Origin of the sequence: Methylobacterium sp. SD274 (genome assembly GCF_017355285.1) — a bacterium.
In the GTDB taxonomy this organism is placed as follows: domain Bacteria; phylum Pseudomonadota; class Alphaproteobacteria; order Rhizobiales; family Beijerinckiaceae; genus Methylobacterium.
In genome coordinates this window covers 31,158-44,477 of the sequence record NZ_JADIJP010000009.1, presented here as the reverse complement: position 1 = coordinate 44,477, position 13,320 = coordinate 31,158, and the positions used below count along the sequence as shown (strand labels likewise).

Sequence of the window (13,320 nt, the reverse complement as noted above, 5' to 3'; positions counted from 1 at the left end):
ACGCCTCGGGGCAAGCGATGACACTTCCCGTCCGAGCCCCCCGATCTCACCCGGCCTTCCGCATCGGCGAAGATCCGCTCCTTCCCTCCTTAGCCGGGCGCCGGGCGCTGGCCTCCTGCAGGCGTTCGAGGAGGCGGGCCGCAAGATAGCCGCGCTCGACGGCATCCTCGCACTGCGCGCGCAGGAGCACGCGGCGGTCGCGGCGCTCGATATGCGCGTTGACCGGCAGCAGGATCGGCGGCGCGTTGGCACGGAAATCCGCCGCCAGGCCTTGAGGTCCTCCGCTCAACCGGGCGATTCCGAGCGTGCGGCAACCGACCCGGAGCCGGGCCAGGGTGACGAGGGCCTCGAACGCCTCCGGCGGTGGCCCGAACCGGTCCGCAACCTCGTGGCGGAGCGCCTCGACCTCGTCGGCGGTCGTCAGGCGCAGGAGCCGCGTATAGAGGCTCAGGCGCACTTCCGGCTCCGGTACATAATCCGCAGGCACGCCGCCGGAGAGACCGATCCGGATCTCGGGGGTCCAATCCTCGGCGGTCTCGCCCTTCGCGGCCCGCAAGGCGAGATGCAGAAGGTGCTGATACAGGCCGAGCCCGATCAGCTTCACATGGCCGGCCTGGTTTTCGCCCACGAGATCGCCGGCCCCGCGCAGGTCGAGGTCGCGGGCGCTGATGGCGAAACCGGCACCGAGCCGGTCGAGGGCTTCCAACGTGCGCAGCCGCTTCTCCGTCGCCGGGCTGAGAGGCTTCTCCGGCTGGTGAAGCAGGTAGACGACGCCCCGGCGTTGGCCGCGACCGACCCGGCCCCGCAGCTGGTGCAGCTGCGACAGGCCGAAACGCTCCGCATCCCAGACCAGCATCGTATTGGCGCGGGGCACGTCGAGGCCGCTCTCGATGATGCTGGTCGCCAACAGCACGTCGCCCTCGCCATCGGCGAAGCGCACCATCACGTCGTCCATGTCCGCCGCCTTGAGCTCGCCATGGGCGATCATCGTGCGCAGGTCGGGGACGAGCTTGGCGAGACGCTCCGCCATGGGGCCGATATCCTCGATCCGCGGGCAGACGACGAAGCTCTGTCCGCCCCGTCGATGCTCGCGCAGGAGCGCGTCCCGCAGGCCATCGGCGTCGAACGGCGCGATCACCGTGCGGATGGGCTGGCGCACCGCGGGCGGCGTGGCGATGACGCTGAGGGATTGCAGTCCGACGAGGGCGGATTGCAGGGTGCGGGGGATCGGCGTCGCCGTGAGCGTGAGGACGTGACCGTCCCCCGCCGTGTTGCGGAGCGCCTGCTTCATCTTGGTCCCGAAGCGCTGCTCCTCGTCGATCACCACGAGGCCGAGATCGGCGAAACCGACGCCCTTGGCGGTGAGGCAATGGGTGCCGACGACGAGGCGGATGCTGCCGTCGGCGAGCCCGGCCTTCACGCGCTTCGCCTCGGCCGGCGAGACAAGCCGTGAGAGATGGGCGACCTCGATGCCGAAACGGGCGAAGCGCCGGGTAAAGGTCTGCACATGCTGGCGAGCCAGCACGGTGGTGGGCGCCACCACGGCCACCTGACGGCCGGCGAAGATCGCGGCGGCGGCGGCACGCAGGGCCACCTCGGTCTTGCCGAAGCCGACATCGCCGCAGACGAGCCGATCCATCGGCCGCCCCGAGGCGAGATCGCCCATCACCCCGTTCACGGCGCGTGCCTGATCGGCGGTGAGGTTGAATCCGAAACCGGCGGCGAAGCGCTCCATCTCCCGGACCGGGGGTGACAGAACCGGCGCCTTGACCTCCCGGCGTGCCTCGGCATCGGCGAGCATCATGCGGGCCGCCTTGGCCATGCAGGCCTCGGCTTCGAGACGCCGACGCCCCCAGGACCCGCCTTCGAGTTTGTCGAGTGTCACCGCCTCGGCCTCCGAGCCGTAGCGCCAGATCCGGTCGGCCTGGGAGACCGGGACCATCAGGATCGCGTTTCCGGCAAAACGCAGACGCAGGGCGTCCTCGCCGCCTTCCGCTCCGGTCTCGACATGCTCCAATCCCTCGAAGACGCACAGACCGTTGTCGCGATCGACCGCCACATCGCCGATGCGCAGTTCGACCTCGCCGATGGGAAGGCTCGCCGTCGGCTCGCCCTCAGCCGCAGCGGCGGCGCGGCTCCCGAACAGGTCGGCGGCTGCAATGACGCAGACACCCTGTCCCGGCACCCTGAACCCCGCCTCGATGGGAGCGGCCAGCGCCAGGATCGCACCGGGCCCGGCACGGGCAACCTCCGTCCAGTTCGTCACCTTTCGTGCCTTACGACCCAACACACGCTCGGCGACGCGGATCAGGCGACCGAGAGGCTCCTCCGGTCCCGTCAGCAGGATGCGTTCTCCGCTTTCGAGATGCTGGCGCAGGGTCTCGGCGAGGGCCGCATTCGGACGGGTTTTCCGCACGAAGGCCGGAATGGCGAGATCCTCGGATTCGTCCGCCGACGCGGTGGCGACACGTCGCTTCTCTTGAAGGGCAGTCCAACTCCGGGGGTCGAGATAGAGGTCCCCGAGGTCACGGTTCCGGTCGCCGGCATCGCGCCCTTCGGCGATCTGTTCGAAGAAGGCGGCGGCGCGCTGTTCGGCGCCGGTCTCGACCACGAGGCGGGCATCCGGGACGTAGTCCAGCACCGTCGTGAGCGTAGGGTAGAAGCGGGGAAGCTGGTGCTCCTGACCGGTGAAGGGCCGCAGCTGGTTCTCCGAGCCCTCAGGCAGAAGGATCTCCGTGGCCGGGTCGATGACCAGTCGCTCGGCCTCCGCCAGGGAGCGCTGGGAGACCGGATCGTAGGACCGGATCGCGATGACGCGGCCGTCCTCGTGCTCGATCCGGCAGGGGCGCGGCGCGGCGGCGGGGAACACGTCCACCGTCCTTCCCCACACCGCCACCTCGCCCGGCTCGTCGACCCGGTCGTCCAGGATGTAGCCGAGTCGCTGCAACGTCGCGGTGATCGCCGTCGGGTCGAAATCATCGCCGACGCGGATCTCGAGATGGGCGTCCGCCCATGTCTCGGGCGGTGGAACCCGCTGGATCAGTGCGGGGGCGGTCGTCAGGACGATGTCGGGCAGGGCGGCTGCATCCGTCAGCCAGCGCAACACGCCCGTGCGCTGCCCCATGACGCCGCGCGACGGCGAGGTCCGGTCGAAGGGCAGGCAATCCCATTCCGGGTAGATCGCAACGCTGCGATCGGGTGCCAGCGCCCGCAGGATCGCCGCGATGGCCTCCTGCCGGTGCGTTTCGCGCACCATGTGAATCAGGGGCTTGTTCAGGGCCACGATGTCGAGGAGCGCCACGGCCAGGGCGCCGATGGGAACGAGGGGAGCGACGACCTCTTCGGAGGCGTTGTCGGGAGACGTCCTAGTCCGGCGTTTTGCCATCGGGGAGTGCGCTGCCCATCATTGATGTCGGGAGTCGGCAAACGTGGGCCGACGCGACTCGGGTCCCGAGATTCACGATCTGTCCCCAGTTTGTCGCAGACCGTACCGAGTGGGCATGATGGGGTGGACGAGGGCGTCATCCATGGCCGGGCGGGGGCATTCCTCCCTGCTCGACGTGTCGCTCATTCAACCCTCCGCCCGCGTGAATCCAAGCCGGTTTCAAGCGCGGGACAGGCAGGATCGGGCGGATCGTCCGCGCTGGAGTAAAGCCCGCCGCATGACGCATGTTGAGCCCGTCCGATGGCGGTCGTTTGCCCCCTCCGATGGCGGTCATTTCTCCCCGAGGATGCCGAGGATCTCGGTGCGCAGGCTCAGGAGCTTCGGGTCGTCGCGGCGGCGCGGATAGGGGGCGTCCACCGCGATCTCGGTCCTGATCCGAGCCGGCCGGTCGCTCAGCACGATCACCCGCTGGGCGAGGATGAGGGCCTCCTCGACATCGTGGGTGACGAGGAGCGCGGTGAAGCGGCTCTCCTGCCAGAGCCGGACGAGTTCACCCTGCATGGCGAGGCGGGTGAGAGCGTCGAGCTTGCCCAGAGGCTCGTCGAGGAGCAGCAGGCTCGGATCGTTGACCAGGGCCCGGGCGAGCGCCGTGCGCTGGGCCATGCCGCCGGAAAGCTGGTGGGGATAGGCCTCGGCGAAGTCGGCAAGCCCGACGAGGTCCAGCGCCTCGTCGATGCGGTGCCGATGGCGGCGAAGCAGCCCGCGCGCCTCCAGGCCAAGCGAAACATTCCCCCGCACCGTGCGCCAGGGATAGAGCGTCGGATCCTGGAAGACGAGGAGTCGTTCCGGATCGGGTCCGGCGATCGTCTCCCCGTCGAGGGCGAGGGTGCCGGATTCCGGCGGTTCGAGACCGGCGGCGAGGCGCAGCAGCGTCGACTTTCCGCAGCCCGAGGGCCCGAGCAGGGCGACGAAGGAGCCCGGCGCGATGGTCAGGTCGATGTCGTCGAGAACGGGCAGGCGCGTACCGCCGATGTCGAAGGCGTGGGAGACACCTCTGACAGCGAGGGCTCCACGCCGGCGGGAAGAGGAGGCGCCGGTCGGCGCTTCGAGGGTCACCGCTACCATTGGACGAGCCCCTTCTGCCAGGACAGGACGCGGTCGCGCAGACGGAACAGCAAGGTGATCAGGGTCGAGCACATCAGCGCCATGGCGATGAGAGCGGCATACATATTGGCATAGGCCGCCCACCCTTGCGCCCATTGCAGGTACCAGCCGAGGCCGGATTTCACGCCAAGCATCTCGGCCACGACGAGGACCGCGAAGGAGGCGCCGAGCCCCATGAACAGGCCGACGAAGACGTGGGGCAGGGCCGCCGGAATCGCGACCTTGCGGATGAGGAAGCTCTGCGAGGCGCCGAGCGTCCGGGCGACATCGTAATAGGATTTGTTGGCCGCCGCGATCCCGGACCAGGTCAGCACCGTCACCGGGAAACCCGTCGCCAGAGCCACGAGGAACGTGCTCGCCGACCAGGACGAGGGGAACACGAAGAAGGCCAGCGGCAGCCAGGCGGTGGCCGGGAGCGGTCCGACGAAGCGCAGGACCGGATGGACCCAGTAGCCGGCCGTCCGCGACCAGCCCACCGCCACACCGAGAACGAAGCCGACCGCGGCACCGATGAGGTAGCCGCCCGACAGAAGGATCAGCGAATTGACGATGCTGCCGCCGAGTTTCGGCCAATCCTCTGCGAAGACTTCCAGAATCGCCTGAGGAGGCGGGAAGAACGGCATCGGCAGCCATTCGAACTTGGCCGTCACCAGTTCCCAGACGGTGAAGGCGAGGGCGAGGGCGACCGTCCAGGGTCCCCAATGGCGCAGGCGGGCTCCGACCCGGCCGAGGGCAGGGAGAAAGGGGCTCGCCAGAAGCAAGGCCGCACCGATCAGGCCAGTGCCATGTCCAAACGTGGTGGAATACGGAAAGTCGCCGTTCTCCGGCAGACCGATCGTGAGGGCCGCGAGGGCTAGCCAGACGAAACCGGCGAGGAGGCCGACCCACCACAGGGCAGCGAGACGAGTTCGCCATGCGGAGCGACTCGATACCGTGGCATCCGCATCGGCGGCCCGGCGGAAGCCTCCGCCGAACGCCCCCGTCAATGAACTCGACATGGATGCCCCTCAGCTCAGGACGTCGGCATAGACGCGGTCGGCGAACTTCGCCGTGTCGGTGGAGCGGCGGATCACGTTCACGCGCTTCAGTTCGTCGCCGTAGAGGGCGATCTCCTGCTTGAGGGTGACGCCCACCGGCCGGTGATCGTGCGTATGGCTGCGCAGCATCGCGGCCAGATCCTCCACCGACCCTTTGCCACCGTAATTCGAGAAGATGCCGGCGGCATCCAACGGATCGGAGGCGACGCGGTGGCCACCCTCGAGGATGGCGCGGGTGAGGGCGGTGGCAACCGCCCGGTCGTTACGGATCAAGCTGCCGCGCAGGGCCACCACGCAGCAGGAGCGTGTGGCGAAGCTGCCCGTCAGGTTGGTGGCCACTTCGGTGAAGCGCGGGTCCTTCAGCCAGCTCCAGGTGCGCGGGTCGGCATCGGCCAGGGCCTGGGCCTCGCCCTTCTCCACGGCGAGGTTGAGAAGATCGGCTGGGTATTGCCGCCATTCCATCCCCCTGTCGGGATCGATACCGGCATCCGACAGGAGCAGGGCGAAGAAGTTCTTGGCCGGGCTCGCATGGTCGCTGATCGCGATGGTCTTGCCTTTCAGAGAGGCAATGTCGCTGATGCCTGCGGATTTTGCGCCGAGCAGCCTGAGGCAACCTCCATGGAGGCCGGCGGTGATCTTGACGTCGAATCCCTGTTCGAGGGGCTTCAGCCAGCGCAGGGCCATACCGATGCCGGCATCGGCCTTGCCGGTGGCGATGGCCTCCAGCAGGGCCTCCGTAGAGCCGCCGAAATTGATGAATTCCACGTCGAGCCCGTAGGCCGCGAAGATGCCCCGCTCCTTGGCGACGGGGGCCGCGGCGGTGCAGATGGCATTGGCGTTCCAGGCGAGCTTCACAGGCCGCAGCGGGCCGCTCCAAGGCTCAGTGGCCACTGCCGGCGCGCACAGGGGACCGGGATCGAAGGGCACTGCAGGGCCCGGAACCCAGGCACGCCCCGCCGTCGCGGTAAGGCCGAGGGGCAGGGCGGCCGCGACGGTGGCGCCCGCTCTCAGCAGGCGGCGTCGGGACAGCAGGTCGTCGGTCATGGTCGTCTCCGGGGCCGCGAGCAGCCCGCCTTCATGGATCGATGGAATGTCTGGAGAGGCAGTCGGCGGGTCAGGCCGGGGCGTAACTGAGATAGGCGACCATCATCTCGGCCACCGCCCGGTGGGCGTAGTCGGAGACGCTCTCTCCGCCATCGACCGGAAAGGCCTCGACGACGCGGCGGCCAGCCAGCACTTCGGACAGCTCCTCGGGCATCAGCCCGTTCTCGATGGCGGCAGCCACGGCTGCCCTGCCATAGGTGCGGCGAACATGCTTCGGCGCGAGAGCGCCTGCAAAAGCCCAAGCGCTCGCGGAGCTAGCCGCTTCAATTCTCGCGTCGTGATAACCCATGACCATCAACCCCATTCGTCAGAATCGTCCCATGATGAGTGCCGCCAAGATCGGCGAGACATGCATGGTGAAGGCAACGATTATCTTTGGGGTGACGGATCTTCATTGCGCCCTCGCGTCGGCAGCGAGCCGATAGACTTGTCGACAGGCGAAACTATAGGTGAGGGCTCGCGAAATGTGCTTCCAAATGTCCCGCATTCCGCAGGTGAGAGCTCTCTCCCGACCGGTCGATCGGGAAAGTTCCTGGTACTGATGCTCGCATTCCGACGGACCGTCAGCGGGCGGAGCCAGCCATCGCGTCGGAAACCGGCGCCTCGTCGCGGGCGCCGACGAAGCGGCCGAACAGGCGCCAGAGCAGGGCGCCGAGGCTGTCCATCAGAAGGAACACGGCCGGCACGAAGACCAGTGAGAGCAGGGTGGAGACGATGAGGCCGGAGATCACCGCCACCGCCATGGGTGCGCGGAACTCGCCACCGACACCCAACGCCATCGCCGAGGGCACCATGCCGGCGGCCATGGCGATGGTTGTCATCACGATAGGACGCGCCCGCTTGCGGCCGGCATCGACGATGGCGGTGACGCGGTCGACGCCGCGCGCCATCTCTTCCACGGCGAAATCCACCAGCATGATCGCGTTCTTCGTGACCAGCCCCATCAGCATCAGGATACCGATGACCACGGGCATCGATATCGGCATGTTGAGGATGAGGAGGCCGAGGATCGCGCCACCGATGGAGAGCGGCAGCGAGAACAGGATCGTCAGTGGCTGAAGAAACGAACCGAACAAGAGCACGAGAACGGCGTATACCATCATGATCCCGGCCCCCATCGCCAGCAGGAAGCCGGAGAAGACCTCGCCCATGATCTCGGCGTCGCCGGTCTGGCGAATGGTGACGCCAGGCGGCAGCGACTTCGCGGTGGGTGTTTCCAGGGCTTGAGCGATGAGCGAGCCCAACGCGTCGGACCCTTCCATGTTGGCCTCGACCGCCACGCGGATTACGCGGTCATAGCGCTCGATGGCGCCCGGTCCCTGGTCGAGCTCGATATCAGCCACAGCGGCGAGAGGCACGGCGCCGCCGTTCTTTGCTGGGACCTTGAGGTTCTCCAACCGCGAAATCGCGCCGCGCGCCGCCTCGGGCAATTGAACGCGGATCGGAATCTGGCGGTCGACGGCGTTGAACTTGGCCAGGTTCAGGCCGATATCGCCGATCGTCCCGACTCGTACGGTCTCGGCGATGGTTTCTGTGGAGACGCCGAGATCGGCGGCGCCCCCCTCTTTCGGGCGGATGCGCACTTCCGTGCGGTTGAGCGGTGCGGTCGACATCACGGAGACGAGGTGTGGGATCGCCGCCATGTCGCGCTGCAGCCTTGCCGCCACTTCGGCGACGATCTCGGCATCCGGCCCTCCGACCACAAGGGCGAGGTCGCGCTGGCCGGAATCGCGCAGGGACCAGGAGCGGATGTCCGGTTCCTCCGCCAGCAACGCGGCGATGTCGGTCTCTACCGCCGCCTGCTTCTTCGAGCGCGCGTTCTTCGGAGTCAGGTTGACGATGAGGGTGGCGAGCCGGGTCTCCTTCTTGCCCCCCACCTGACGACCGCCATCGACGAAGACCGAGGTGACTTCCGGCAGGGAACGGATGCGTTCGACCACTCGGTCAGCGACAGCTACGGTGTCTACGAGCTTCGCGCCAGGTGCGAGTTCCACGATGAACAGCGTGCGGGCATTGTCCTGCTTCGGCACGAAGCCGGAGGGCAGCAAGCCCGTGGAGGCGAGCGAACCGGCAAACAGCACGAGGCCGACGATGAGGGTGATGACGCGGTGGCGCACGGACCAGCCCACCAACCGGCCATAGGTGCGCATCACCCATCCCTCACGTTCGTCGTGGTGATGGCCGTGGTCGCGTAGGAAATAGGCAGCGAGCATCGGCGTGATCAGCCGCGCCACGAGCAGCGACATGAACACCGAGACGGCTATGGTGAGCCCGAACTGCATGAAATAGCGGCCGGCGATACCGCCCATGAACGAGACCGGCGCGAACACCGCGATTAGCGTGGCGGTGATGGCAATGACGGCGAGCCCGATCTCGTCGGCGCCCTCGATCGCCGCCCGGTATGCTGACTTCCCCATCCGCATGTGCCGGACGATGTTCTCGATCTCGACGATGGCGTCATCCACCAGAATGCCGGTGACGAGGGTGATGGCGAGCAGGCTGATGCCGTTGAGGGTAAAACCCAGCGCATCCATCGCCCAGAAGGTCGGGAAGACGGAGAGCGGTAGGGCGACCGCCGCGATCAAGGTCGCGCGCCAGTCCCGCAAGAACAGGAAAACCACGATGACAGCGAGAACAGCGCCCTCGATCAGGGTATGCATCGCCGAATCGTAGCTTCCGATCGTGGCCGAAACCGATGAATCGATGACGTCGAAAGCCACGTCGGGATAGGTTTTGCGGAACTCGTCGATGCGCTTCTCGACGGCTGTCGCCACCTCGGCATCACTGGCGCCCGAGCCGCGCGAGACCGCGAAGGCGACGACCGGCTCGCCATTGAAACGCGCGAAGGTGCGCGGCTCCTCGATGGCGTCCTGCACCACAGCGAGATCGTCGAGACGAACCTTGCGTCCCCCCGGTAGGACGATGGACGTCGCCTTGAGCTCACGTACCGTGCGAGAAGCGGCAAGCGTCCGAATCGATTGTTCGCGACCACCGACCTCGCCACGTCCGCCCGCCATGTCAGCTGAGGTCAAGCGTAACTGCCGGTTCACATCCGCAGCGGTGATGCCGAGCGCCAGCAGGCGGTCGGGCTGGAGCACGACGCGGATCTCGCGCGCGACGCCGCCGACACGCTCGACCCCACCGACGCCCTTCACCCCCTGGAGCGAGCGGGCGATCCTGTCCTCCACCAGCCAGGAGAGGTCGGCAGGTGTCATCGCCGGGGCCTTCACGCCGTAGATCAGAATCGGCAGGCCTGCGATCTCGACACGGCTGATCACCGGTTCGTCGATGGTGCGTGGCAGGTTGATGCGGATCTTCGAGATTGCATCCTTTACGTCGTTGACCGCGCGGTCAGTGTTCACCTCAAGACGAAATTCCACCGTCGTGACGGAGGATCCCTCTGTGATCGCCGAGGTGATGTGCTTCACGCCGCGTACGCCGGCTATTGAATCCTCGACCCATTTCGTCACCTGGGTCTGGAGCTCGGATGGGGCAGCGCCGGCCTGCGTGATCGCCACCGAGACGATGGGCACGTCGATATTCGGCATGCGCGTGACTGGAAGCCCACGAAAGCTGACGAGGCCGAGAACGATCAGGACGAGGAACAGAACCAGTGGGCCGATCGGCTTGCGGATCGCCCAGGCGGAGACGTTGAGGCGCATCGGCACAAACCGTGTTCGCGAGATGGAAACAACAGAGCCCGGCTATTCCGGGCCCTATTTCAGGGAATGCCAGCTTCGGCGGTTTCGCGCGGGGACGGGCCGCTCGCGATGGCCGGAGCCGGCGTAACGGCAACCGGGATGGCGCGGACCCGGTCGCCGTTACGCAGGAAGCTTCCAGAGCGCGCGACCACGGCCTCGCCTTGGTTGAGGCCTGAGCGGATTTCGATATCGTCATCGTCTGAGATGCCGGTGCTCACGGTCCGCGCCTCCACGAGGCCATCGGCGACTATGAGGACGCTACTGCGCTGCGGCCCGCCATATAGAACGGAGGCCTGGGGCACGGTGATGCCACGGGTTCGTGCCACCTCAATGGCCCCTCGAGCAAAGGTGCCGATACGCAGGCGCGGATCGGGATCGAGCCGGACGCGGACCTTGCCGAGGCGGGTTGCCTTATCGACCTCCGGGTAGACGGCGCGCACGCTCCCTCGCACGCGCTCGCCAGTGGTAAGCTCCATCGAGGCGGGTGCCCCCTCCCGCAACAGTGGCAGCTTGGTCTCGATGACCTCGCCTTCGAGCTCAATCTCGCCTCGGGCGATGAGCCTGAACAACGGCTCAGAAGAGGAGGAGGCTGCCATACCGACGCGGGCCGTACGGCGGTTTACGATACCGGCTTCCGGCGCGCGGATCTCGGTGCGGGCGAGGCGCAATGAGAGTTCGTCGCGCAGAGCCCGCGCCTGAGCGAGTTCCGCCCTTGCGATGACAAGACCATTGCGCGCGAAGGCGAGCTTGCCCTCCGTTTGACGCAAGGACGCAGTGCGCCCCTCCATGATCGCCGCTGTGCCGTTGCCGCTACTCATGAGTTGCTTAGCTCGCTCGAAGGCAAGGCGTGCTTCCATCTCGGCGGCTTCCGCCTGTTCGATATTGCTCTGTGCTTGCGGCACGGTGGCCGACGCCTTGCTGACCAGGGCGTCCTGCTGAGCGATCTGCTGGTCGATGAGATCGCGCGAGAGCCGCGCCAGGATCTGGCCTCGCTCTACGCGCATGCCCTCCTCGACCAGCACTTCGGTGACCCGATAGCCCTCGATTTCGGGCGTTACCAGGATTTCGTCACGGGGAACCAGAGATCCGGTAACGACGACCTGCTCGACGATTTCGCGGCGTGCCGCCTCGACAGTGCTCACCGCCGGCGCCGGCTTGTTTGGAGCCAGCGCGACCTCAGCGAAGGCCGAACCCGACGGTAGGCCAAGAATGAGAACAAAGGGACGAACGACCTTGAGGACGGAACTCATCGGCTACCCTCCAAGAGAGAGTGGGACGGAAAACCGAGCGAGACGGGAAGCGCGCCGGCCTCCGCCTCCTGCGCCGCCGTCGGCAGCCGTCCGTCCAGTCCCGCCTCGATCAGGGCGCACAAATGCGCCGCGGCGGGGGCTGGATCGAAGGCTGGCCAGAGCGCCAGGTTCACGAGAATGCCCTTCATCAGCGGGTTCAGCGTTTTGTCGTAGAGAATGGCGGCATCGCAGGCCGGTGAGGTTGCCAGAGACGAAAGAGTCTCGACAAACCAAAGGCGGGCCTCGGTCTCGCCTCGCTCGACCATGCCGGCAATGTCGGGGTTGCGAGTGGCCTCGGACCAGAGATCGACGCGCAGGACCGCGCTCTCGCGGGTCGCCCGGGCGAAGTAGCGTTCGAGGATGCCCATTAGGGCCCCACGGCGATCGCCGGCCCGCTCCATCTCTTCGACGAGGGTCATACCATGCCCGCGCTCACGCTCCGCGAGGCCTAAGACAACGGCCTCCTTCGACTTGAAGTAGTGGTAGATGTTGCCTGCGGTCATCCCGGCTTGACGGGCGAGATCCTGCATCGTTGTGCGGTGGAAGCCATTGCGGACGAAGCAAATCTCGGCGGCATCGAGGATGTCCTGGCGGCGGGTCGACTGGCTGCTTCGAGGCTCAGTGAGGACGCCGGCGCTCATGATGCGGCCCCCGTATTCGCGACGATGCCCACACCTTGAGCATTGATCGATCCGCAGGAGTACGCATGTCCACCAAGGTGGGCGCAGACCCGCGCCTGCCACCCATCCGATCCTGCACCCGTCCAGCCAATGAAAGCGAGCCAACCGACGAGAATCAAGAGCCCCGGCAGAAGATTGGACATCCGGCAAGCGGAGCGGGCCGAGGCCACAATGCGCTGGGAGATCCCATCGCGAGGCGCATCCACGTCATCGTACCAACCTAGATCGCCCATCGCGGCCTCCTGTCTCTCCGCGAATCTATTGAACGTTCATTCAAACGTCAATGAATGAACGTTCAATAGGAGCTAATAATGTTATCCGACTCCCTCCTCGACGGGATGAGCAGCGCTCCTAGTTTAACTCCCATGCGCTTCATGATTCTGACCGCCGCCCTCGTGTCATTCTTCAGCAGTTCGGCCCAGGCAGATCCGTGCGGGGATCTCATCGACAGCGTCGTGGCTGAGACGAAGGCCACGCTCGTCAACCGCACCGTTGATTTCGCGGAAATGTCGGTCACCAACGGGATGACGCTGACACTCGCCTGCGGTGACCCGTCCGCTGTCGGAGTCCAATTCAAGGGGGAGACGCCGAGCGATGACTACTATGACCTGTTCGGCCGGGCCGGGCGGATCGCTACCGGGATTGCACCAGACCTGATCGTAGCCGCAGCTCGCCGCGCCCGCGAGCAGGCGGTCATCTCCCGCCACAGCCATGCCGATGCGGCGACATCTCTCGTCACGTGCTCTGTCATAAACGGGAGCCGTGGACCAATGACCGGCTGCGCGGTGGTAAATAAGCGCGACCGCTGAGGCATCCCCCCTGGGTCGCTGCCGAGCAAAGTATAGGTGCGCCACAGCAGGCCTTACGCCGGTGCGGTGGATTTGCTCGATGATGCTCGGCTCGATGCTTCGGCCCAGTCAGATTTCCCGGTTAGCCATAGGAACCCACCTGCCGATGGTC

The 13,320-nt window shown here is 66.7% G+C and carries 9 protein-coding genes; 1 reads left to right on the top strand and 8 read right to left on the bottom strand.

Annotation, left to right across the window (positions count from 1 at the left end; genetic code table 11):
- Positions 1-46: 46 nt before the first annotated feature.
- The 8 genes from IPV08_RS10140 to IPV08_RS10105 form a co-directional block, all read right to left on the bottom strand.
- Entirely contained in the window at positions 47-3,385 is a 3,339-nt protein-coding gene (locus tag IPV08_RS10140) for a DEAD/DEAH box helicase (RefSeq protein ID WP_207411773.1), read from the bottom strand.
- Between the two features lie 330 nt (positions 3,386-3,715).
- On the bottom strand, positions 3,716-4,510 hold the full coding sequence (locus IPV08_RS10135) for an ABC transporter ATP-binding protein (protein ID WP_207411772.1): 795 nt from the start codon (positions 4,508-4,510) through the stop codon (positions 3,716-3,718).
- Positions 4,504-5,547, bottom strand: coding sequence for an ABC transporter permease subunit (locus tag IPV08_RS10130; protein ID WP_207411771.1), 1,044 nt, complete (start codon positions 5,545-5,547; stop codon positions 4,504-4,506). Before IPV08_RS10130 ends, IPV08_RS10135 begins: the two co-directional genes overlap by 7 nt.
- A gap of 9 nt (positions 5,548-5,556) precedes the next feature.
- The gene (locus tag IPV08_RS10125; protein WP_207411770.1) at positions 5,557-6,630 is read right to left on the bottom strand and encodes an ABC transporter substrate-binding protein; all 1,074 of its coding nucleotides are present in this window, start codon (positions 6,628-6,630) and stop codon (positions 5,557-5,559) included.
- A 70-nt stretch (positions 6,631-6,700) separates the two neighbouring features.
- The gene (locus tag IPV08_RS24540; protein WP_244477986.1) at positions 6,701-6,871 is read right to left on the bottom strand and encodes a hypothetical protein; all 171 of its coding nucleotides are present in this window, start codon (positions 6,869-6,871) and stop codon (positions 6,701-6,703) included.
- Positions 6,872-7,253: 382 nt separating this feature from the next.
- Positions 7,254-10,352 carry an efflux RND transporter permease subunit gene (locus tag IPV08_RS10115; RefSeq protein WP_207411769.1) on the bottom strand — a complete coding sequence of 1,033 codons (3,099 nt, stop codon included), beginning with the start codon at positions 10,350-10,352 and terminating at the stop codon, positions 7,254-7,256.
- 59 nt (positions 10,353-10,411) lie between these two features.
- A complete protein-coding gene (locus IPV08_RS10110) occupies positions 10,412-11,641 on the bottom strand; it encodes an efflux RND transporter periplasmic adaptor subunit (RefSeq protein ID WP_207411768.1) in 1,230 nt (409 codons plus the stop codon).
- Positions 11,638-12,321 carry a TetR/AcrR family transcriptional regulator gene (locus tag IPV08_RS10105; RefSeq protein WP_207411767.1) on the bottom strand — a complete coding sequence of 228 codons (684 nt, stop codon included), beginning with the start codon at positions 12,319-12,321 and terminating at the stop codon, positions 11,638-11,640. The genes IPV08_RS10110 and IPV08_RS10105 overlap by 4 nt, the downstream gene beginning before the upstream one ends.
- A 350-nt stretch (positions 12,322-12,671) precedes the next feature.
- Between IPV08_RS10105 and IPV08_RS10100 the strand changes: the two genes are divergently transcribed.
- On the top strand, positions 12,672-13,169 hold the full coding sequence (locus IPV08_RS10100; protein WP_244477987.1) for a hypothetical protein: 498 nt from the start codon (positions 12,672-12,674) through the stop codon (positions 13,167-13,169).
- Positions 13,170-13,320 lie beyond the last annotated feature (151 nt).